The sequence below is a fragment of the Mycobacterium sp. 29Ha genome (assembly GCF_032883055.1).
In the GTDB taxonomy this organism is placed as follows: Bacteria; Actinomycetota; Actinomycetes; order Mycobacteriales; family Mycobacteriaceae; genus Mycobacterium; species Mycobacterium gallinarum.
Genome location: NZ_JAMQTI010000006.1, coordinates 124,214 through 146,380 on the forward strand (window position 1 = coordinate 124,214; position 22,167 = coordinate 146,380).

The following is a 22,167-nucleotide window of genomic DNA, read 5'->3' on the forward strand; positions in this document are numbered from 1 at the left end:
ACTATTACGGCACGTAGTCGCGTCCATCGTAAAAAGTCTGTAAGATGACGGTGCTTCGGGTACGTACGTTCGCCGCCGTGCGTATCTGTTGCAGTAAGTCTTCGAGCGCCCGCGGGGTCTCGACACGCACGAGCAGGATGTAGCTCTCCTCGCCGGCCACCGAATAGCACGACACGATCGCGTCGATGTGTTCGAGCCGCGCAGGAGCATCATCGGGTTGAGAGGGATCGAGAGGAGTGATGGCCACGAACGCCGACAGCATCTTCCCGACGGCTTCGGGGTTGATTCTCGCCGTGTATCCCGTCACAACGCCGCGCGACTCCAGTCTTCGGACACGGGACTGGACCGCCGACACCGAAAGTCCAGCGGTTTCCGCGAGGTGCGCCAGCGTTGCGCGTCCGTCGGCCACCAACTCACGCGCCAGCACACGGTCGATGTCGTCGAGCGGTTCGCTCATGGCGGCACTGTATCCGAGCAGAGCCGCAAAATGACGGCACGCGTTCAAACCTGGCAGTTGCGTGCGGAGTTCGCCGCCGCGCTCTCTCGGCTGTACGCCGCCGAGGTACCGATGTACTCGACTCTCGTCGAGGTCAGCGCCGAGGTGAACCGCGAACTGGACGCGACCGAACGGGTGATCGTCGAGCGTCACGGCGCGATCCGGGTCGGCAACCCGCGCGAACTCGCCGACGTCGCAGACCTGTTCGCCGCCTTCGGAATGTTCCCGGTCGGCTTCTATGACTTGCGCGACGCGGGGTCCCCCGTGCCGGTGGTATCGACGGCGTTTAGGCCGATCGATTCAGACGACTTGGAGCACAACCCATTTCGGGTGTTCACCTCGATGCTGGCCACAGCCGACGAAAGGTTCTTCGCCCCTGACCTGCGCATGCGTGTGGAGCGGTACCTCGCCGACAGGCAGCTGTTCGATCCCGCGCTGATCGCCGAGGCGCGGCGCATCGCGTCCGACGCAGGCACCGATCGCGACAGCGCCGACCGGTTCATCGCCGCCGCGGTCGACGCGTTCGCCCTGTCACGTGAGCCGATCGACCGGGCGTGGTACGACGAGTTGGCCCACGTATCCGCGGTCGCCGCCGACATCGCCGGGGTGCGAACCACACACATCAATCACCTGACGCCGCGGGTGCTCGACATCGACGAACTGTACGTACGAATGTCGCGGCGGGGCATCGAGATGATCGATGCGATTCAGGGCCCCCCGCGATGCGACGGGCCCGCCGTGCTGCTGCGGCAGACGTCTTTTCGTGCGCTTTCCGAACCGAGACGTTTCCGCGACGATGATGGGCAGGTATCCGAGGGCACGTTGCGCGTGCGCTTCGGGGAGGTCGAATCGCGCGGCGTCGCGTTGACCGCCGAGGGCAGACGACGCTACGACCAGGCGATGGCTGAAACCGACCCGGCAGCGATGTGGAACACGTACTTCCCCGCCACCGACGAGGCCATGGCAGCCTCGGGCCTGGCCTATTACCGCGGCGGAGATCCGTCGAAACCGGTTGCCTACGAGGATTTTCTACCCGCGTCAGCAGCCGGGATCTTCCGCTCCAACCTCGATTCCGATGCGCACGCCGCAGACGAGGCGGACAGTTCGCAGTACAGCCTGAGTTGGATGGCCGGACAGATCGGCCACCACATCCACGATCCGTACGAGCTCTACGAGAAAGCGGCATCACAATGACGACCATGCAGAAATCCCAGCTGCCAACGGCCGATGCGCTGCGCACCCGCGTACGCGAGGCACTGACGGCCGTGGGCTCACCCGCCGAATTAGGTGAGCCGGGCGGCCACGGAGCCGGGAGGCCGGCGACATCCAGCTCACGCCTGCAGGCCAGCACCCCGATCACCGGCGACGTGCTGTTCACGATCACCGAGACCAGCCTGGAACAGGCCGATGCGGCCATTGCCGAAGCCGCGCAGGCATTTACAACATGGCGGACGACGCCGGCGCCGGTCCGCGGCGCGTTGGTCGCACGCCTTGGCGAGCTGCTGGTCGAGCACAAGGCCGATGTCGCGGCGCTCGTCACTCTCGAGGCGGGCAAGATCACGTCCGAGGCGCTCGGTGAGGTGCAGGAGATGATCGACATCTGCCAGTTCGCCGTCGGACTCTCGCGTCAGCTCTACGGCAAGACCATCGCGTCCGAACGCCCGGGGCACCGGCTGATGGAGACCTGGCATCCGCTGGGCGTGGTCGGAGTCATCACCGCGTTCAACTTTCCGGTGGCGGTCTGGGCCTGGAATACGGCGATCGCACTGGTCTGTGGTGACACGGTGGTGTGGAAGCCTTCGGAGCTGACGCCGCTGACGGCGCTGGCGTGCCAGGCGCTGATCGAGCGCGCGGCCGACGATGTGGGTGCGCCGCGGGAGGTCAGCCGGCTGATCCAGGGTGGCCGCGAGGTCGGTGAGCGCCTGGTCGACGATCCCCGGGTGGCCCTGCTGTCGGCCACGGGTTCGGTGCGGATGGGTCAGCAGGTCGGGCCGCGGGTGGCTCAGCGATTCGGCAAGGTGCTGCTCGAGCTCGGCGGGAACAACGCCGCGATCGTCACGCCGTCGGCCGATCTGGATCTCGCGGTACGCGGCATCGTCTTCTCCGCCGCGGGCACCGCTGGACAGCGATGCACGACGATGCGACGGCTGATCGTGCACTCGTCGGTCGCCGACGAACTCGTCGGCCGGATCGTGGCGGCCTACCGGCAGCTGCCGATCGGTGAGCCGACGGCCGACGGCACGTTGGTCGGTCCGCTGATCCACGAGACCGCCTACCGCGACATGGTCCGGGCACTCGAGCAGGCACGCGCCGACGGTGGCGAGGTGTTCGGGGGCGAGCGCCACGAACTGGGCGACGACAGCGCCTACTACGTCGCGCCGGCCGTCGTCCGCATGCCCGCGCAGACCGAGGTGGTGCACTCCGAGACGTTCGCTCCGATCCTCTATGTGCTGACCTACGACGAGTTGGACGACGCGATCGCGATGAACAATGCGGTGCCGCAAGGTCTTTCGTCGTCGATCTTCACGATGGACATGCGTGAGGCGGAACGCTTCATGGCCGCCGACGGTTCGGACTGCGGCATCGCCAACGTCAACATCGGCACGTCGGGCGCCGAGATCGGCGGCGCCTTCGGTGGCGAGAAGCAGACCGGCGGCGGGCGCGAGTCGGGCTCGGATTCGTGGAAGGCGTACATGCGTCGAGCCACCAACACCGTCAACTACTCGTCGGAGCTGCCGCTGGCCCAGGGTGTGCACTTCGGCTGAGGCGGCGGCCGCGCGCGAACGTGGGTTACCCGCACATGAAACGCGACATTGGCGTGACGCAAGCCCACTCTCGCGATGGCGGGGCTCATGCACTGTTGTACATATGTCAACTAAGATGGCCTGATGGCTGTACCCCGACGGCGGTTGTCTCCCGACGAGCGCCGCGCCGAACTTCTAACCTTGGGCGCCGAGGTGTTCGGGCAGCGACCCTATGACGACGTCCGCATCGACGAGATCGCCGAGAAGGCCGGCGTCTCCCGCGCGCTGATGTACCACTATTTCCCCGACAAGCGGGCATTCTTCGCCGCGGTGCTGCGCGCCGAGAGTGAACGGCTCTTCGAGGCGACGAACACACCGCCCAGCCCTGACCTCAGTCTGTTCAACCAGCTGCGGGAAGGCGTCATCGCCTACCTGCGCTACTACGAGCAGAACCCGAACGTCGCCTGGGCGGCCTATGTCGGCGCAGGCCGCTCCGACCCCGTCCTGCGCGGCATCGAGGACCTCGACAACGACCGCCAGGCCGACCGTATCGTCGCCGGCTTCGGAGGTGACCAGCTGGACTCCAAGGTCGAGCGCGACCTGCGTGTGGTGGTCTACGGGTGGTTGGCCTTCACTCTCGAAATGTGCAGGCAACGGATGATGGACCCCTCGATCGACATCGACGTCGTCGCCGACGCGTGTGCGCATGCCCTGCTCGATATGGTCGCCCGGGTTCCTGGGATTCCCGAAGCGCTGGCAGAAACCGTCGCGGCCGCACGTCCCTGACAGTTGTCGGTGCCCTGCTGCACGATGGCTAGATGAGCACCAGTCCCCTTGCCCGGTTCAGCGGGCTGACCCGCGACTGGTTCACGGGAACATTCGCCGAGCCGACCCCGGCGCAGACGCAGGCGTGGTCCGCCATCGCCGACGGCGACAACACACTGGTCATCGCCCCCACCGGCTCCGGCAAGACGCTCGCGGCGTTCCTGTGGGCGATCGACCGCCTCGCATCCTCAGAGCCCAGGCCCGCGTCAGCAGGCACGAGGGTCCTCTATGTATCGCCCCTCAAGGCGCTGGCCGTGGACGTGGAACGCAACCTGCGGACCCCGCTGACGGGCATCGGCCGCCTCGCCGAGCGCAGCGGGAGTCCCGCACCCCAGATCAGCGTCGGCGTTCGCTCCGGTGACACCACACCCGCCCAGCGCCGCGAGCTGATCACCCGGCCGCCGGACATCCTGATCACCACGCCGGAGTCGCTGTTCCTGATGCTCACCTCCGCGGCCCGCGAGACGCTCACCGAGGTGCAGACGGTCATCGTCGACGAAGTGCACGCCGTCGCGGCGACCAAGCGCGGCGCGCATCTGGCGCTGTCGCTGGAGCGGCTCGACCAGCTACTGAACCAGCCAGCGCAACGCATCGGATTGTCCGCCACGGTCCGCCCGCCCGAGGAGGTCGCGCGGTTCCTGTCCGGTCAGGCGCGCACCACCATCGTGGCGCCGCCCGCGGCCAAGACCTTCGACCTGTCCGTGACGGTGCCCGTTCCCGATATGGCCAACCTCGAGAACAACACCATCTGGCCTGACGTCGAGGAACGCATCGTCGACCTGATCGAGACGCACAATTCGTCGATCGTCTTCGCCAACTCCCGGCGGCTAGCCGAGCGACTCACCTCGCGGCTCAACGAGATTCACGCCGAACGCACTGGCGCCGGCGTTTCCATGGAGCACAACCCGAAGGTGGGCGGCGGCTTCCCGGCACAGCTGATGGCCAGCGGCGCGTCGTTGGGCGCCCCGACACTGCTGGCCCGCGCGCACCACGGTTCGGTCAGCAAGGAGCAACGCGCACAGGTCGAGGACGATCTGAAGTCCGGCCGCCTGAAGGCCGTCGTCGCCACGTCCAGCCTGGAGTTGGGCATCGACATGGGCGCGGTTGATCTCGTGATCCAGGTCGAAGCACCGCCGTCGGTGGCCAGCGGGTTGCAGCGCATCGGCCGTGCGGGTCACCAGGTCGGCGAGATCTCCCAGGGTGTGCTGTTTCCCAAGCACCGCACGGATCTGATCGGATGTGCGGTCACCGTCAAGCGGATGCTCAGCGGCGACATCGAGACCATGCGGGTGCCGACCAATCCGCTCGACGTCCTCGCCCAGCACACCGTCGCGGCTTCGGCGCTCGAGCCGTTGGACGCCGACCGCTGGTTCGACGCGGTTCGCCGCAGCGCGCCCTTTGCGACGTTGCCGCGCAGTGCATTCGAGGCAACACTCGACTTGCTGTCCGGGAAGTATCCATCCACCGAGTTCGCCGAACTGCGTCCACGTCTGGTATACGACCGTGATGCGGGGACGTTGATTGCCCGGCCCGGTGCGCAGCGCCTGGCCGTGACGTCGGGCGGCGCGATCCCCGACCGCGGCCTGTTCACCGTCTATCTGGCCACTGATTCGGAAAAGCCCTCGCGGGTCGGTGAACTCGACGAGGAGATGGTTTACGAGTCGCGGCCCGGCGACGTCATCTCTCTCGGTGCGACGAGCTGGCGCATCACCGAGATCACCCATGACCGGGTGCTGGTCGTTCCCGCGCCTGGGCAGCCCGCCCGGCTGCCGTTCTGGCGCGGCGACAGCGTCGGCAGACCGGCCGAACTCGGAGCGGCCGTCGGCGCGTTCACCGGTGAGCTGGCCCGACTCGGCCGTGATGAATTCGACGAGCGCTGCCAGACAATGGGTTTCGACGAGTACGCCGCCAACAACCTGTGGCAACTGCTCGACGAGCAGCGTCAGGCCACCACGGTGGTGCCGACGGACACGACGTTCGTGGTGGAGCGGTTCCGCGACGAACTCGGCGACTGGCGCGTCATCCTGCACTCCCCGTACGGATTGCGGGTGCACGGCCCACTCGCTTTGGCTGTCGCCCGGCGGTTGCGCGAACGCTACGGCATCGACGAGAAGCCGACCGCGTCCGACGACGGCATCATCGTGCGACTGCCCGATACCGAAGACACCGCGCCCGGTGCCGACCTCTTCGTCTTCGACGCCGACGAGATCGAACCCATCGTCACCGCGGAGGTCGGCGGCTCGGCACTGTTCGCATCGCGCTTTCGCGAATGTGCCGCCCGCGCACTGCTTCTCCCCCGCCGTCACCCCGGTAAGCGATCGCCCCTGTGGCACCAGCGGCAACGGGCCGCCCAGCTGCTGGACGTCGCACGCAAGTATCCGGACTTCCCGATCGTGCTGGAGGCGGTGCGCGAATGTCTGCAGGATGTGTACGACGTGCCGGCGCTGACGGAGCTGATGAACCGCGTCGCGCAGCGCCGGCTGCGGCTGGTCGAGGTCGAGACGACCACGCCGTCACCGTTCGCGGCGTCGCTGCTGTTCGGCTATGTCGGCGCATTCATGTACGAGGGCGACAGCCCGCTAGCCGAGCGGCGCGCCGCCGCGCTGTCCTTGGACAGCGTGCTGTTGGCCGAACTGCTCGGCCGGGTGGAGTTGCGCGAGCTGCTCGATCCGCAAGTCATCGCTTCGACCGCGAGGCAGTTGCAACATCTCAGCGACGACCGGCAGGCCCGCGACGCCGAAGGCGTGGCCGACCTGCTGCGGGTGTTGGGCCCACTCACGGAGGCCGAAATCGCCGAACGCTGCACCACGTCCGAGGTTGGCGGCTGGCTCGACGGGTTACTGGCCAGCAAGCGCGCGCTGAGGGTGACGTACGCCGACCAGACGTGGTGGGTGGCCGTCGAGGACATCGGGCTGCTGCGCGACGGGGTCGGGGTCGCCGTCCCGGTCGGGGTGCCGACGGCCTTCACCGAATCGGTCGACGATCCGCTGGGTGAACTGCTCGGCCGGTATGCCCGCACCCGCGGTCCGTTCACCACACATGACGCGGCGGCCCGGTTCGGTCTGGGCCTGCGGGTCACCGCGGATGTACTGGGCCGTATGGCGATCGACGGCAGGTTGATTCGCGGGGAGTTCACCGCCGGAGCCGCCCCGGCGGCGACATTCAACACAGCGTCCGATTCCAGCGAGTGGTGCGACTCCGACATCCTGAAAATCCTGCGCCGGCGATCGCTGGCCGCGCTGCGGGCGCAGGTCGAGCCGGTCAGTACCGCCGCCTATGGGCGCTTCCTGCCCGCGTGGCAGCAGGTCGGATCGACCCACAACAGCGGTGTCGACGGACTCGCGGCGGTCATCGATCAGTTGGCGGGAGTGCCGATTCCGGCCTCAGCGGTGGAGCCGTTGGTGTTCGGGCTGCGGGTGCGCGACTATCAGCCGGCGATGCTCGACGAGCTGCTGGCGTCCGGGGAGGTCACCTGGTCGGGTGCGGGACAGATCGGCGGCGGCGACGGGTGGATCGCCTTCCATCCGGCGGATTCGGCACCGATGACGCTCGCGGCGCCGACCGAGATCGAATTCACGGACACGCACCGCCAGATCATGGAGACGCTTGGCGGCGGGGGCGCCTACTTTTTCCGCCAGCTCTCCGATAACCCGGGCGACGAACTGAAACAGGCGCTGTGGGAACTGATCTGGGCCGGCTGGGTCAGCGGCGATACGTTCGCGCCGGTGCGGGCGATGCTGACGGGTCCCCGCCGCTCGTCGGGCCGCCCTGGCGCCCCGGCCCACCGCCAGCGTCAACGCCCGCCGCGGCTGAGTCGATACAGCGTCGCGCACGCGCAGACGCGCACCTCCGACCCCGTGGTGGCGGGCCGCTGGTCCGCGCTGCCGGCGGCCGAACCGGAGTCGACGGTGCGCGCACATTTCCAGGCCGACTTGCTCCTGGGCCGTCACGGCGTGCTGACCAAGGGCGCCGTCACATCCGAACAGGTGCCCGGCGGCTTTGCCATGCTGTACAAGGTGTTGACGGCATTCGAGGACGCCGGCCGGTGCCAGCGCGGGTACTTCGTCGAGTCCCTCGGGGGCGCCCAGTTCGCGGTGGCGTCGACGGTCGATAGATTGCGGTCCTACCTCGACGGCGTCGACCCCGATCACCGCGAATACCACGCGGTCGTGATGGCAGCCGCCGACCCGGCCAATCCGTACGGCGCAGCGCTGCCGTGGCCCACTCGCGCCACCTCTGACGAAGACGTCGCGCTGGGGGCACCTCCCGCTGGCGGGGGACGGCCGGGCCGTAAAGCCGGGGCGCTCGTCGCGCTGGTGGACGGTGAACTGGTGTGGTTCCTCGAACGCGGTGGACGCTCGCTGCTGAGCTTCACCGAGGATGCCGACGCGCACATCGCGGCCGCGGCCGCGCTGGCGGATCTGGTGAGCGCGGGGCGGGTGCAGTCGTTCCTCGTGGAAAAGGTGAACGGCGTGCCGGTGCTCGAACCGGGTGCGGGCGGTCAGCGGGGCGCCGTTCAGGATGCCCTGATCGGTGCCGGCTTCTCACGCACCCCGCGAGGACTCAGGTTGCGGTGACGGCCAATGCCTGAGGGTGACACCGTCTTTCGCGCTGCGACCAAGCTGCGGGAGGCGCTTGCCGGTAAGACACTCACACGGTGCGACGTGCGAGTTCCCAAGTTTGCGACGGTTGATCTGACGGGCTGCGTCGTGGACGAGGTGATCAGCAGGGGTAAGCATCTCTTCATCCGCGCCGGCGATGCGAGCATCCACTCGCACCTGAAAATGGACGGGGCCTGGCTGGTCGGCGGGCAGATCCGCCGTGTGCAGCCCCACAAGATCCGAATCATCCTGGAAACCGAGGATTCCCGCGCCGCAGGTATCGATCTCGGAGTGCTGGAGATTCTCAAACGCGACCATGACATGGACGTCGTCGCCCATCTCGGACCTGACCTGCTCGGTGACGACTGGGAACCGCGTATCGCTCGCGACAACCTGGTGGCCGACCCGCGGCGACCGCTCGCCGAGTCGCTGTTGGATCAGCGGGTGATGGCCGGCGTCGGCAACGTCTACGCCAACGAACTGTGCTTTGTCACCGGCTATCTGCCGACGACACCGGTGGGAGGCGTCAAAGACCCGCTGCGCATGGTGCAACGGGCTCGTGACATGTTGTGGCTCAACCGCTCCCGGGTCAATCGCACCACGACCGGCGACACCCGAGGTGGTCGCGACCTCTGGGTCTACGGCCGGGTGGGACGTCCATGCCGGCGCTGCGGCACCCACATACAGTCGGACACCAGCGGAGACCGTGTCTCCTACTGGTGTCCGAACTGTCAGACGTAACGGCTAGCCCGGCAGTGCCAGCTTGAAGATCTTGCGCCAGACGGTGGCGATCTGCCGCGGCAGCGGTCCCGTGTTGTAGGGGATGCCGTAGCGCTTGCAGATCTCCTGCACCTCGGGCGCGATCTCGGCGTGACGGTGTGCCGGGATGTCAGGGAACAGATGGTGCTCGATCTGGAACGACAGGTTGCCGCTCAGGATGTGGAAGAGCTTGCCGCCGGTCAGGTTCGCAGATCCCAGGATCTGACGGAAGTACCACTGGCCACGCGTCTCGGCCTTGGTCTCCTCGATCGAGAACTCCTGCACGTCCTCGGGGAAGTGTCCGCAGAAGATGATCACATTGGACCAGACGTTGCGCATCAGGTTCGCCGTCATGTTCCCGGCGAACACCCATGGCGCGAACGGGCCGGCCAGCAGCGGGAACGCCACGTAGTCCTTGAGGGTCTGTTTCTTGGTCTTACGCCAGATCCCTTCGAGGATCTCGCGCTTGTCGGCGATCGAGATTTCGCCGGCGGTGATGCGTTCGGTCTCCAGTTCATGCAACGCGACGCCGTACTGGAACAGCACCATCAGCAGGAATGCCCACACGGGATTCCCGAGGAAGTACGGCTTCCACTTCTGGTCCTCGCTGATCCGCAGGATCCCGTAGCCCACATCGCGGTCCATGCCGACGATGTTGGTGTAGGTGTGGTGCATGTAGTTGTGCGAGTGCCGCCACTGGTCGGCCGGGCAGGCGGTGTCCCATTCGAAGTTCTTGCCCGCCAACGTCGGATCGCCGGTCCAGTCGTACTGGCCGTGCATGATGTTGTGGCCGATCTCCATGTTGTCGAGGATCTTCGAGATGCCCAGCATCGCTGTACCCGCGAGCCAGAACGGCGGGAAGATGCCGCCGAAGAGCATCGCACGGCCGGCGACCTCCAGACCGCGCTGCGCCTTGATGATCCGGCGGATGTAAGTGACGTCGCGCTCGCCGAGGTCGGCGATCACGCGGTCCTTCAGCGCGTCGAGTTCGCGGCCGAACGCGTCGGCCTGCTCTGGGGTCATGGTGACGGTCTTGCCGCCGACGGTTTTCGAGATGGTCTTCGGTTGTGCGGTGGTGGCTGTAGTCATGGCTTGTCCTTTCTTGTCCGTTTCGGATCTAAAGCGCGATGTCGACGTCGCCGACGGGGGCGGATACACAGATACGCACGTCTTCTGCTTCGCTACTGGATACGGTTCCGGTGATCAGGTTCTTGACGACGCCGCTGCTCTTGCGGCGGGTGCAGCTTCCGCAGATGCCCATCCGGCATCCGCTTTCCGGCGTGAGGCCTGCGGCCTCGGCCTGCTCGAGCAGTGGCCTGCCGTCGTCAGTCAGCTCGACACCGCTGTCGGTGAATGCGATTCGGCCGCCGGTATCGGCCGACGGGGTGAACACAGGTGGGACAAAGCTTTCGGACAACGCGTCCGGGAAGTGCGTCCGGACGGCATCTACGAGTGCCTGCGGACCGCACACGAAGACCGCGTCCGGCTCGGGCATCGCCGCGGCCAGATGGTCTGCGTCGAAATAGCCGGTGAGATCGCCCTGTCCGGCACGGGTGTAACCGTGCAAAACCCGAACGCCGGACATCGCGGCGAGCTCGTCTGCGTAGCAGGCTTCCTGCGCGTTGCGGGCGTAGTGGATGAAAGCGATCTCGCGATCCGATCCCTCGTTGCGCATCGTGCGCAGCATGGACATCACCGGGGTGATGCCGCTGCCGCCCGACACGAACAGAACGCGACGGGGCCGCACCGTCGGGAGCACGAAGTCCCCGCCCACGGAGTCCAGTCCGACGACCAAGCCCGGGCGGGCGTGGTCGCAGAGATAGGTGGACACCAGTCCGCCCTCGTGGCGGCCGACCGTGAGCTCGATATACGGGGAGCCTTCGGCACTGGCCGGAGAGTAGGGACGGGTGCGACGACGGCCGTCGATTTCGACGGTGAGGTTGATGTGCTGGCCGGCCTGAAAACCAGTGAACGCCTGATTCGGTTCCAGCGTCAGCGTGACGCTGCGGGGCGTCTGCCGACGCACCGAGATCACCTTGGCGCGGGCGTCTGACCGCGTCCAGGTCGGGTCGACCAGCTCGGTGTATCGATCCACGCCGTGGGGCCCGGTCAGCAACTCCAGAAGAGGCGACCGTCGCACGCGGCGTGTCAAAGTTTGAGTGAACATGTGTATACCGTGCGCCGTTCACAGGGGGCGCGTCAATAGATTCGTGCAGGTTGTGGTAGGTTTCACAAAGTGAACAACCGTACGCCCAGTTCACGAACGAGCCGTTCGAGCAGGTCAAGCAAGTCACGGTCCCGCGACACCCTCTCCAGGGAGGAGCGCAAGGAGGCCACCCGGCGGGCGATCGTCGCCGCTGCCCTGCGCCTACTGGAGCAGCGCAGCTTCGCGGCGCTCAGTCTGCGCGAGGTGACTCGTGAGGCGGGCATCGTGCCTGCGGCCTTCTACCGCCACTTCGAGTCGATGGAAGCGCTGGGCCTCGTGCTCATCGACGAATCGTTCCGCGCCCTTCGCGACATGCTGCGCGGTGCGCGGGCGGGCAAGCTCGATCCGAACCGGGTCATCGAGTCGTCGGTGGACATCTTGATCGAGGGCGTCAACGAACGTCGCGAACACTGGCGTTTCATCGGCCGTGAGCGCTCCAGCGGCGTGACCGTGCTGAGGTACGCCATCCGTACCGAGATCCGTCTGATCACGTCGGAACTGGCGATCGATCTCGCCCGCTTCCCCGGGCTCAATGCGTGGAGCGGCGAGGATCTCAACATCTTGGCCAGCCTGTTCGTCAACGCGATGATCTCGATCGCGGAGTCCATCGAGGACGCCACCGACTCGGTCGCGCTCGACGAGATCAGGCGCATTGCGGTCAAGCAGCTACGGATGATCGTTGTGGGCGTGACCGGCTGGCGCAGCACCGTCTGAGGCCATCCGGCACGGGGCTAACGTGTCGCCATGCCCCATCTCGAATTGACCTACCCCAGGCCCGACATCGCCGTCCTCACGCTGAACCGGCCGGAGAAGCTCAACGCTCTGTCCTACGAGTTGGTCGAGGACCTGCACACCGCCCTCGACGGGATCCGGGCGAACAACGACCTGCGCGTCGTCGTGCTGACCGGCGCCGGACGCGGGTTCTGCTCGGGCCTGGATTTGACCGACCCGAATCCCAACAAGGCCGGCGGAGGGACCGAGTTCCCGCGGTCCGGAATGCGATGGCAGGAAAGAATTGCCGACCTCACCGCGAAGATCCATCGCCTTCGGCAGCCGGTGATCGCAGCGGTCAACGGGGCGGCCTACGGCGGCGGCATGGGAATTGCACTGGCCTGCGATATCCGGATCGCCTCCGAATCCGCGCGGTTCTGCACGCAATTCATCAAGCTCGGCCTCGGCGGCTGCGACATCGGCGTCAGCTACACGCTGCCGCGGATAGTCGGGGCCGGCCCGGCGTTCGACCTGATCCTGACCGCGCGTGCGGTCGACGCCCAGGAGGCACTGCGGCTCGGTTTGGTGTCTCGCATCTCCGCGGACGGCTCAGTGCTCGATGACGCCCTGGCCATCGCCGAAACACTGTGTGGCTACGGCAAATTCGGCGTGGAGTCGACCAAGCAGGTGTTGTGGGCCAACCTGGACGCGTCAAGCCTCGAGGCGGCGTTACACCTGGAGAATCGCAGCCAGATCCTGGCGTCGACGGGCGGGGTGATGGCAGACGCTACCGAGGCGTTCCGCCACCGTCAGCGATGATCACCGTTCCGGTCAGGTAGCTCCCCGCGTCGGTCGCCAACATCAATGCGGCGCCGACCATCTCATCCGGTTTGGCAAGACGCTTCATCAGGTTGCTGTTGGCCATGCGGGCGATCGCCTCTGGCGGGTTGTTTCGCATCATGTCGGTGTCGACGGGCCCCGGTGCGATGGCATTAACCCGGATACCGGCCGAGGCGTACTCGGCGGCCATCGATCGGGTGAAGGACATCAACGCCGCCTTGTTCGACGAATAGATGGCTGTTCCCGGCGCGAAGTTGAACGCCCCTGTGGAGATCATGTTCACCACGGAAGCGTGTGAGCTGGCCTTCAGGTGCGGCAGGGCCGCCTGCACGAGAAGCACCGGTCCGCGGAGGTTCACCTCGTGCGACTTCGCCAGCGCATCGGCGGTCATCTCTCCGAGGGGCTGCGCCAGCGCGTTCGCGGCGTTGTTCACCAGGACGTCGATACCGCCGAACGCGTCGACTGTCTTGTCCACAAGGGCCTCGAGTGCGCCGACGTCTCCGAGGTGGGTAGGGACTCCGATGGCCTCACCACCGAGTCCGCGCAGGTGCTGTGCAGCCTGCTCACACGCGTCGGGCTTGCGGCTGGCGACCACCACCCGCGCACCCGCCAGGACAAAACCCTCGGCCAGGGCCAACCCGATGCCGCGAGTGCCGCCCGTGACGATGACGGTGCGATCGGTCAGGTCGAACAAGCGGTCAAACGCTGCGCGGTCCACGAAGTCAGTCAAACAGATCGCGATGAGTCGCTACATATTGCGCGACGGATTGCGCGGGCCGACCGATGATGCGCTCGACGTCGTCGGTGGAGCGGTTGTAGCGGTCCTCACGATGCAACCGTGCCATCGTCTCAATGTGGTGTCGCACATGGTCTGGCAGCGGCACCGAGTCCAACTGGCGGCGCTCGTCATCGGGTGTGAGGTTCTCGGCGACGACCGGCCGACCGAGTGCGAGCGCGAACTGGGCCGCCAGACCGTCCATGTCGAGCGCCTCCGGGCCGGTCAGTTCGTACACCGCACCGATGCGATCCGCGGGCTCGAGCAGTATCGCCGCGACGACGGCAGCGACGTCCGCTGCCGCGATCGGTGACGTGCGACCAGCACCGAACGGCAACGCGAGCACCCCACGGTCCCTCACCGATTGAGCGCCCAGCATCGAGAAAAGTGGATTCTGCAGGAAAACCGTTGGGCGTACGTGGATTACCGGAAGGCCGGACCAATTGAGCACCTGTTCTGCCAGCCAGTGCAAACGCTGGTGCTCCGATTCTGAAGTGCTGGTCAACGTCATCTGCGACACCGTCATCTGCGACATGTTGACCAGCGCATCGAGGTGCCCGCGCTCCTTCGCCACCGCGCACACCTCAGCGGTCGCCAACAGGTAGTCCGCCGACACGCTCATGTTGAAGAACATCCGGCGAACACCTGCCAGCGCATCCAGGATGTCGGGGGCGCGCGTGAGATCGCCGACGACCACGTCGGCTCCCAACGCCCGAAGTTGTTGCGCCCGTTCGTCATCGCGGTGCACCATGGCGCGCACGCGCTCACCGCCGCCTACTAACAACTCGACCACGGCACGGCTGACGCTGCCGACCCCGCCGCCGGCGCCGGTGATCAGATACATCGAATCAACCGGGCTGAGGCGAGCTCACGCTAGATGCAACCACTGACGCTGACGCGTCGGCCCACGCTGGCGCAGACATCGACGTTCGGCGCCACCGGTGCGTAGTAGGGCGGCGGCGGTGGGGGTGGCGGTGGCGGGGGCGGAGGTGGAGGCGGAGGTGCGCCCGGCGGAGGCGGCGGAGGTGGGGGTGGTGGCGGCGGTGGCGGGGGAAGCGCGTCATTGAGATAGGCCAACGGGTCGCTGCAGCCGGTCACGTCGACGAACCTGCCACCGACGGATCCGCACAGTGTGGCGTCGGCGGTGGGCGTGCCCACATTCACCAGACCGCCTACGAACAACACCGCCGCGGCACAGAGCAATGTCTTGCGCACGTTCGCTCCTCTGAAATGGGCGCCGATAGGACGGCGCGCAAGAAATTGTCGCACCCGCACGCGCATCACGATCGCAAAGAACAGGGCGAGTTGACGGACGGGTGGATCGGCATCGGCCGAAAGTGTCGCCCACCCGCCCCACCTACTTTGCTGTGTGATATGAGTCGCAGCGGATCACCGGCCCGCATCAGCGTCAGCGGACCGGTCGGACCGCATAGCGGTCCGCCGAGGGCCGGGATCCACTCGTGGCGACCTTCGCAAGTCGGATACCCACCGACAATGCCGAGGCAGACGGCGTTTCACGTATCCTCATGCCTCACACGCAGGATCGGCGCCTACAGCCTGGACACCTGCGTCACATGAATCTTCGGAAAATTGCCAGGCTCTCCCACTTCCGTCGGCGACCACTTCCCGCTATGTTTGCTGCGACGCATCGGTGTGCCGGGGGACCTTCGAGGTAGGCGCCGCCACGTCAGGTCCTGATTCATTCGATCCTGGGGGATGTTCATGCCTGCTCGCGCCACCGGTCGTACCCGCCCGGCACAGACGCGATGACAAGGGTTCGACTCGTCCGCATCACTTTGACTGTGGCGGTAGTACTGCTGGGCAGCCTCACGATCGCGGCCACTCCGGCCCATGCGGCCGACGTCTGGCAGCCTAAGACGCCGCCGTTGTCGACGAGGTGGACCGGCTTGGTCGGGCCGAACAATGCGCTGCCCGAATATCCGCGCCCGCAGCTCGCGCGGGAGAAATGGTTGAACCTCAACGGTTTGTGGGGTTACACCGGCAGGCCCGCCAAGGCCGGGGCGACCGCGCCGCCGCCGGAGAGCGACTACCGCGAGCAGATCCTGGTGCCGTTTCCGACGGAGTCCGCGCTGTCGGGGATACAGCGCCACGACGATCAAATGTGGTACCGCAAGGTGTTTGAGATCCCTCGGGACTGGGACAACCGGCATGTGCTCCTTCACTTCGGCGCCGTCGACCAGATCGCCACTGTCTGGGTGAACAACAAACAGGTGGCGCGTCACGAGGGTGGCTACACGGAGTTCAGCGCGGACGTCACCAGCGCGCTGCGGCCGTCGGGACCGCAGGAGCTGACCGTCCGCGTCGAGGACCGCAACGAGAGGGGCGGATTCGCCGTCGGCAAGCAGCGGTACAACCCCGCCGGACTGTTCTACACCGGAGCGTCGGGCATCTGGCAGACGGTGTGGATGGAGCCGGTGCCGGCCGCGCATATCGACAAGCTCGACATCACGACGGATCTGACCAGTTTCACTGTGACGCCGCGCGTTTCGGGCGCGGGCGATCAGCGCGCCGAAGTCGTCGTCTCCAAACCCAGCGGCGAGGTGGTCGCGCGTGCGTCGGGAAAGCCGGGTGCCACACTGCGCCTGTTGGTGCCGTCGCCGCATCTGTGGACGCCGGAAGATCCGTACCTCTATGACCTGACGGCGCGGCTGGTGACCCGGACGGGCAAGGTGGTCGACGAGGTGTCCAGCTACGCCGGCCTGCGCACGATCAGCACGGTGAAGGACGCGCAGGGCCGAGCGCGGATGGCGCTGAACGGCAAGATCACGTTCCTGCACGGTCCGCTCGATCAGGGCTACTGGCCCGACGGGATCTACACCGCACCCACCGACGATGCACTCAAGTTCGACCTCGAGCAGATCAAGGCGCTCGGCATGAACTTCGTCCGCAAGCACGCCAAGGTCGAACCCGCGCGGTGGTACTACTGGACCGACAAGCTGGGACTGCTGGTGTGGCAGGATATGCCGTCACTGGACGTGTCGCTCGACATCCCGACGGGGCCGGCACCGACACCGCGACGGGACGCCCAGGCGCACTTCGAAAACGAGCTCTCCGAGATGGTCCATCAGCTGAGCAGTGTCACGTCGATCGTCGGCTGGGTGCCGTTCAACGAGGGCTGGGGCGAGTACGACACGGCCAGGATCGCCAGGGCGGTGAAGGCCGCGGACCGCACACGCATGGTGGTCCCGAACAGCGGGGCGAACTGCTGTAAGTCGCGCGGTGACAGCCGGACCGGCGACATCTTCGATGACCACACCTACGTGGGTCCGGGTCGGCCGGTCGTGCGCGACGGCAGGGTGACCGTCAACGGCGAGTACGGGGGCCTGGGCCTGATCGAAGAGGGCAACCGGTGGCCGGGGCCGCCGATGGCCTACGAGATGACCGACAGCAAGGCGCGGCTGACCCAGCGCTACGTCGAGGTCAGCCTGGATCTGGAGCGGGTTGCACACGAGATCGGCTTGTCGGGTGCGATCTACACGCAGACGACGGACGTCGAGAACGAGGTCAACGGATACATGACCTATGACCGGCAGATCATGAAGGTCGATCTGCCGGTGGCGGCCGGGCGCAACCGCGCGGTGATTGCGGCGGGCTCACGCTAGCGATCGGGCCCGTCGGTCGCCGCCCTTCAAGCTTTGCTGAGTATGGATCAGAACGCCGCCGCGCTGCGGCACGTGTCGCGTGCACGACGGATGACACACCCTGCATACATATCGCAACGATGTAATCTGGCAAAGACCTGAGCGCATGCCCATACCTGTACCGAGGTTGGCTACCAATTTCGCCTCAGTCCGCCGCTCATCAACTTGTGCCTGGATATTGACGGTGTCATTAATAGTAGGACGTGAACCACCCGATGCGTCGAGGTCATGGGACCGGACCGCGCGTGAGGCTACAGCGAATAAATTTGATTGTTCAATAATTGCGCCGGTGGCATGGGTCCCAATAAGATCGCGAAGTCAAAAATGTAGGGAAATCCCTGATTCCCATCGGCAACGCGCTGCTATACGTTTGCCACATTCCTCGGCGTCCGCGGATCTCGCCACTGACGCCGTGCGTCACGGACGGTCCTGACGAATGGGAAATGCAGGGGGCATCATGTCCAATTCCGTCAACGCCAGCACGAGCCGAAGCCGCGTGGTTGCTTCACCCGATGTCGAGCCGACACAGCCCGATTTCCGCAGCAGCTACGCGAAGTACATCGGCCGTGTCGGCGCGTTGGCGGTGGCGTTGGGCGTAGGCGTGGCGGTGGCCACCGGTTCGGGTGGCGGTCTGGGTGCAGGGGTGGCTTACGCCCAGTCCGAAGGTGACGGCGCCGACGGCGGCGGCCAGGGTGCCGGTGCAGGCGAAGGCACTGGTGAAGGTGCCGGGGAGGCTCCTGGTGATCTGAACCCGGCCGAAGTGCCCGGTGAGGAGCAGGCCGGCGACGGCGATGGCGAGCCCGGCGAGGGGTCGGGCAACGGTAACGGTGCCGGTGTGCCGGAGATGAACCTCAATGTCGGCGGCGATGCGCAGATCAAAGGCGATGAAGAGCAGACCCAGAACGAACTCGGCGAAGGTCAAGGCGAAAGACAAGGCGAGAACGAAGGTCAGGACGAAGGCGAAGGCGAAGGTCAAAACGAAGGCCAGGGCGGAGGTCTGGCTCAGTCCGGGACAGGCGGGGGTGTAACGAGTTATGTTGCGCCGTCGGGCAATTCACCCGTCGCGGGTGCGCCGATAGTAATAGTGCCGTCGAAACCGGGTCCGTCGGGGACCACGGGTGCCGGTTCGGGTCAGGGTCTGATCGATCCGTCAGCGTCGCGGCTGGCCGGCGGCGAGAACTCGATGAGTTTGTTCTCGCTGAACAACGAGACTCAGAACTTGCAGCTGACGACCGCGGCCGCAGCCGGAACCCCAGCGCCGGCACCGCTTGTGCAGCAGCCGTCGAATCCGATCGAAGCGGCACTGGGCAGTGTTGTAGCGGTGGCCAACATCGCCACCACCGCGGTGGCGACGTTCGTGTCATCGGTCCTGGCGCCCGGACCGGACACGCCGGCGCCGCCGATGATGTTGTTCGTCGTATTGGGCTGGGCCCAGCGCGAACTGCAGCGCACCTTCTTCAATCAAAGACCCACTGCTGTAGTGGATTCGACAACGACGTCTGAAGACCTCGACGTCGACATCAACGTGCTGGGCAACGACACCGACCCCGACATCAACACCGGCACCGACGGCAACCCGTATCCCGGGGATCGACTGACCATCACCGACTACACCCAGCCGACCAACGGTTCAGTGGTGCTCAATTCTGATGGCACGTTCACGTATACCCCCGACGCCGACTTCAACGGCACAGACATGTTCACCTACACCGTCTCCGATGAGGCAAGCCCCTGGCACCTACACGGATTGGCCGGCTTCTTCGGCGGCGGCGGACACACCTCAACCACCACGGTCACCATCGGTGTCACCCCCGTCGAAGATGAGGCCGTACTGAACCCCGACACCGGTACGGTCACCGAAGACGGCCAGACCAACATCGACGTGCTGGCCAACGACACCGACGCCGACGGTTCAATCGTTGTTTCCGCGCTGGGTCCGACCACCAACGGTGGCTCCGTCTCGATCAACCCGGACGGAACGATTCAGTACACTCCCGGTGCCAACGCTCAGGCCCTTGATGACACTGAGTCCTTCACGGACACATTCACTTACACCACCACAGATGCACTCGGCGGAACCACAGAGGGTGGCACGGTGACGGTCACTATCACTGGTTTGAACGACGCCCCGGTGGCGGTCGCTGACACGTTGAACGCCACCGAGAACACGCCCCTTACTCTCCCGAACAGCGCGCTCACTGGCAATGACACCGACGTCGATGTGGAAACGCTGAGACCAGCCGTGGTGCTTCCCCCGGCGAACGGCACGCTGACGCTACACCCGAACGGAACGTTCACCTACACCCCGAACGCGGGCTTCAGCGGACCCGACAGCTTCACCTACGCCGCGTACGACGGCACCGCGTTCAGCAACGTTGTGACGGTCAGTATCAACGTCAACGACAACCCCGAGGCGGTCGACGACGCCGTCACGGTCAACCAGGATTCCACCGGCAACCAGATCGACGTGCTGGCCAACGACACCGACACCGACCCCGGCCAGACGCTGACGATCACGGCGGTCGACGCCACGAGCACCGAGGGCGGAACGGTCACCACTGACGGGACCACCGTCACCTACACCCCCGCCAATGGTTTCAGCGGTACGGATACCTTCACCTACACCATCTCCGACGGCGCTGGTGGCACCGCCACGGCCACAGTCTCCGTCACTGTCAGCGATTTCGTCACGCCGGCATTTTCCACTTACAACGTCGGAGCCAATCCGCTCGAAACCGCCATCGTCGGCGACCGCATGTTCGTCACCCGCGACAACGGCACGGTTGCGGTGATCGACCTCAATACCAACACAGAGATCGACACCAATCCCAACGTCGGCGGAATACAAGCAATCCCCGTCGGTTCGCAACCGTACTCTATCGCGGCTCGCGGAGATTATGTCTACGTCGCCAGTCGTGGCGAAGCTGTCGTCAAGGTGATCGATGCCAACACTTACGAATTCGTCGACACCGACCCGACCACCGATGGCCTCCAACATCTTCCGGTCGGGATTGATCCGTACCAGCTCCTGATCGACGGTGACCGGCTCTACGTTGCCAGCATCACTGGCGAGAGCGTGACGGTCATCGACACCACGACCAACACCGTCATCGATACGGACCCGAGTACTGAAGGCACACAGTCCATCTCCGTCCCCACCGGGGCATCCGCAGTGGCGGTTAGCGGCGATCGTCTGTACGTCGCCAACATTTACAACGGCACCGTCGTGCGGGTGTTCGACACTGACGACTTCTCCGAGATCGATACCAACGACAGCCTCGACGGAGTTCAGCCGCTCAGCGGAAACGGCCTGAGCCAATCGCTCGGCGCAGCAGTTGCCGACGGTAAGCTGTATGTTTCCAACAACTTCAGCGGTACGGTTTCGGTGTTCGACTTGACCACGTTCTCCGCTGTAGACACCAAACCTAGTGACGCCGGAATCCAGCCGCTCAATTTGGGCGGCCGGACGGTCGACGTGGTGGCCAAGGACAATTACGTCTACGTCTCAGACTACGACAATGGCCGTGTGTACGTCATCGACGCGGAAACGAATACGCTCGTCGATACAGTCAGCGTCGGTTCCGGTACGTGGCGGCTCACCGTGCACGGCGACTACGTCTACGTCGCCAACCATAGTTCCGGCACGGTTCGGGTGATCGATACGAACCAATACAACATCGTGTGACCGCCAGCTCTCACCTACAGCTGACGCACGGACACGAACGACCGTCGTTCACCGGAGAGCGAATCGTCGAACTCCAGACGGTGAGCAAGCAGCTGCAACGGCGTCGAGAAGTCGTCGGGCGACACGTCAACCACCTTCGGGTACCACGGGTCCCCGGCGATCGGCAGCCCCAGCGAGTTCATGTGCACCCGCAGCTGATGCGTGCGTCCGGTGCGTGGCGTCAACCGATACAGGCCGCCCCCGAGGTGTTCGATCCGTGTCTCGGCATTTGGTTCCCCTGGCTCCTCGACAGCCTGTAACTGCCCACGCCGCTTGATGATCCGGCTCCGCAACGTCAGTGGAAACTCAATCGACGGATCGACATCGGCGCGCGCCAAATACGTCTTCCGCACCAGATCCCGCGCGAACATCGTTTGATACGCACCGCGCACCTCGCGCCGCACCGTGAACAACAGCACGCCCGCCGTCAGCCGGTCCAACCGGTGCGCCGGCGACAACTCGGGTAGGTCGAGTTCACGCCGCAAGCGCACCGTGGCGGTCTGCGCGACGTGCCTACCCCGCGGCATCGTCGCCAGGAAGTGCGGTTTGTCGACCACGACGATGTCCTCGTCGCGATACAGGATCGGTATGTCGAACGGCACCGGAATCTCTTCGCGCAGTTCACGATACAGATAGACGAAGGCACCGGGCGGCAGAACCGTTCCCACCCCGACGACGCTGCCGTCAGCGCACACCACCTCGCCCGCAAGCACTTTGGCCGCGGCACCCTCCCCAAACCGCGAGGCCAACTCGACGAGCACCGATCCGCCCCGCAACCGCACCCGTGCCGGGCCCAGTCCGTCGCGGACCGGCAACGGTGCGGG

General features: G+C 65.8%; 16 protein-coding genes. 9 read left to right on the forward strand and 7 right to left on the reverse strand.

Going from position 1 to position 22,167, the window contains the following annotated elements:
* Positions 1–4: 4 nt before the first annotated feature.
* On the reverse strand, positions 5–457 hold the full coding sequence (locus tag M1248_RS09855; protein ID WP_163736067.1) for an Lrp/AsnC family transcriptional regulator: 453 nt from the start codon (positions 455–457) through the stop codon (positions 5–7).
* Positions 458–487: 30 nt separating this feature from the next.
* Between M1248_RS09855 and M1248_RS09860 the strand changes: the two genes are divergently transcribed.
* From M1248_RS09860 to nei2, 5 genes are all read left to right on the forward strand, one after another.
* Positions 488–1,690, forward strand: a complete 1,203-nt coding sequence (locus M1248_RS09860; RefSeq protein ID WP_163736063.1) for a VOC family protein — start codon at positions 488–490, stop codon at positions 1,688–1,690.
* Positions 1,687–3,261, forward strand: coding sequence for an aldehyde dehydrogenase family protein (locus M1248_RS09865; RefSeq protein WP_163736060.1), 1,575 nt, complete (start codon positions 1,687–1,689; stop codon positions 3,259–3,261). The genes M1248_RS09860 and M1248_RS09865 overlap by 4 nt, the downstream gene beginning before the upstream one ends.
* 123 nt (positions 3,262–3,384) lie before the next feature.
* Positions 3,385–4,026: a TetR/AcrR family transcriptional regulator gene (locus tag M1248_RS09870; protein ID WP_163736055.1), complete on the forward strand. Its 642-nt coding sequence runs from the start codon at positions 3,385–3,387 to the stop codon at positions 4,024–4,026.
* 32 nt (positions 4,027–4,058) lie between these two features.
* Positions 4,059–8,642: an ATP-dependent helicase gene (locus tag M1248_RS09875; protein ID WP_317148217.1), complete on the forward strand. Its 4,584-nt coding sequence runs from the start codon at positions 4,059–4,061 to the stop codon at positions 8,640–8,642.
* A gap of 6 nt (positions 8,643–8,648) precedes the next feature.
* The gene (gene nei2, locus M1248_RS09880) at positions 8,649–9,407 is read left to right on the forward strand and encodes an endonuclease VIII Nei2 (RefSeq protein ID WP_317148218.1); all 759 of its coding nucleotides are present in this window, start codon (positions 8,649–8,651) and stop codon (positions 9,405–9,407) included.
* A 3-nt stretch (positions 9,408–9,410) separates the two neighbouring features.
* Here the strand turns inward: nei2 and M1248_RS09885 are convergent, their stop codons facing one another.
* Entirely contained in the window at positions 9,411–10,514 is a 1,104-nt protein-coding gene (locus tag M1248_RS09885) for a fatty acid desaturase family protein (RefSeq protein ID WP_163736045.1), read from the reverse strand.
* A 28-nt stretch (positions 10,515–10,542) separates the two neighbouring features.
* On the reverse strand, positions 10,543–11,592 hold the full coding sequence (locus M1248_RS09890) for a ferredoxin reductase (protein ID WP_163736042.1): 1,050 nt from the start codon (positions 11,590–11,592) through the stop codon (positions 10,543–10,545).
* A 69-nt stretch (positions 11,593–11,661) separates the two neighbouring features.
* Here M1248_RS09890 and M1248_RS09895 point away from each other — a divergent pair, with 69 nt between their 5' ends.
* The gene (locus M1248_RS09895) at positions 11,662–12,345 is read left to right on the forward strand and encodes a TetR family transcriptional regulator (RefSeq protein WP_163736039.1); all 684 of its coding nucleotides are present in this window, start codon (positions 11,662–11,664) and stop codon (positions 12,343–12,345) included.
* Positions 12,346–12,375: 30 nt separating this feature from the next.
* Positions 12,376–13,161 carry an enoyl-CoA hydratase/isomerase family protein gene (locus tag M1248_RS09900; RefSeq protein ID WP_163736036.1) on the forward strand — a complete coding sequence of 262 codons (786 nt, stop codon included), beginning with the start codon at positions 12,376–12,378 and terminating at the stop codon, positions 13,159–13,161.
* Here the strand turns inward: M1248_RS09900 and M1248_RS09905 are convergent.
* Genes M1248_RS09905 through M1248_RS09915 form a run of 3 tightly spaced genes read right to left on the reverse strand, consistent with a single transcriptional unit; the run spans position 13,130 to position 15,172 of the window.
* Positions 13,130–13,900, reverse strand: a complete 771-nt coding sequence (locus M1248_RS09905) for an SDR family oxidoreductase (protein ID WP_317148219.1) — start codon at positions 13,898–13,900, stop codon at positions 13,130–13,132. The two genes, M1248_RS09900 and M1248_RS09905, sit on opposite strands and share 32 nt — an antisense overlap.
* Positions 13,901–13,904: 4 nt before the next feature.
* Positions 13,905–14,801: an NAD(P)H-binding protein gene (locus M1248_RS09910; RefSeq protein ID WP_317148220.1), complete on the reverse strand. Its 897-nt coding sequence runs from the start codon at positions 14,799–14,801 to the stop codon at positions 13,905–13,907.
* Between the two features lie 29 nt (positions 14,802–14,830).
* Positions 14,831–15,172 carry an RNA-binding protein gene (locus M1248_RS09915; RefSeq protein WP_317148221.1) on the reverse strand — a complete coding sequence of 114 codons (342 nt, stop codon included), beginning with the start codon at positions 15,170–15,172 and terminating at the stop codon, positions 14,831–14,833.
* 581 nt (positions 15,173–15,753) lie between these two features.
* Between M1248_RS09915 and M1248_RS09920 the strand changes: the two genes are divergently transcribed.
* Positions 15,754–17,580, forward strand: a complete 1,827-nt coding sequence (locus M1248_RS09920) for a glycoside hydrolase family 2 protein (protein ID WP_317148289.1) — start codon at positions 15,754–15,756, stop codon at positions 17,578–17,580.
* A gap of 496 nt (positions 17,581–18,076) precedes the next feature.
* Positions 18,077–21,304 carry an Ig-like domain-containing protein gene (locus M1248_RS09925; protein ID WP_317148222.1) on the forward strand — a complete coding sequence of 1,076 codons (3,228 nt, stop codon included), beginning with the start codon at positions 18,077–18,079 and terminating at the stop codon, positions 21,302–21,304.
* A 14-nt stretch (positions 21,305–21,318) separates the two neighbouring features.
* On the opposite strand, the gene M1248_RS09930 is transcribed toward M1248_RS09925, so the two are convergent.
* Complete coding sequence (locus M1248_RS09930; protein WP_317148223.1) at positions 21,319–22,158, reverse strand: pseudouridine synthase; 840 nt, start codon at positions 22,156–22,158, stop codon at positions 21,319–21,321.
* Between the last annotated feature and the right edge of the window lie 9 nt (positions 22,159–22,167).

Coding starts and splice junctions, on each gene's coding strand:
- M1248_RS09870 (WP_163736055.1), top strand. CDS start 3,385: ATGGCTGTACCCCGACGGCGGTTGTCTCCCGACGAGCGCCGCGCCGAA.
- M1248_RS09855 (WP_163736067.1), bottom strand. CDS start 457: ATGAGCGAACCGCTCGACGACATCGACCGTGTGCTGGCGCGTGAGTTG.
- M1248_RS09860 (WP_163736063.1), top strand. CDS start 488: ATGACGGCACGCGTTCAAACCTGGCAGTTGCGTGCGGAGTTCGCCGCC.
- M1248_RS09890 (WP_163736042.1), bottom strand. CDS start 11,592: ATGTTCACTCAAACTTTGACACGCCGCGTGCGACGGTCGCCTCTTCTG.
- M1248_RS09925 (WP_317148222.1), top strand. CDS start 18,077: ATGTCCAATTCCGTCAACGCCAGCACGAGCCGAAGCCGCGTGGTTGCT.
- M1248_RS09910 (WP_317148220.1), bottom strand. CDS start 14,801: ATGTATCTGATCACCGGCGCCGGCGGCGGGGTCGGCAGCGTCAGCCGT.
- M1248_RS09865 (WP_163736060.1), top strand. CDS start 1,687: ATGACGACCATGCAGAAATCCCAGCTGCCAACGGCCGATGCGCTGCGC.
- M1248_RS09885 (WP_163736045.1), bottom strand. CDS start 10,514: ATGACTACAGCCACCACCGCACAACCGAAGACCATCTCGAAAACCGTC.
- M1248_RS09875 (WP_317148217.1), top strand. CDS start 4,059: ATGAGCACCAGTCCCCTTGCCCGGTTCAGCGGGCTGACCCGCGACTGG.
- M1248_RS09900 (WP_163736036.1), top strand. CDS start 12,376: ATGCCCCATCTCGAATTGACCTACCCCAGGCCCGACATCGCCGTCCTC.
- nei2 (WP_317148218.1), top strand. CDS start 8,649: ATGCCTGAGGGTGACACCGTCTTTCGCGCTGCGACCAAGCTGCGGGAG.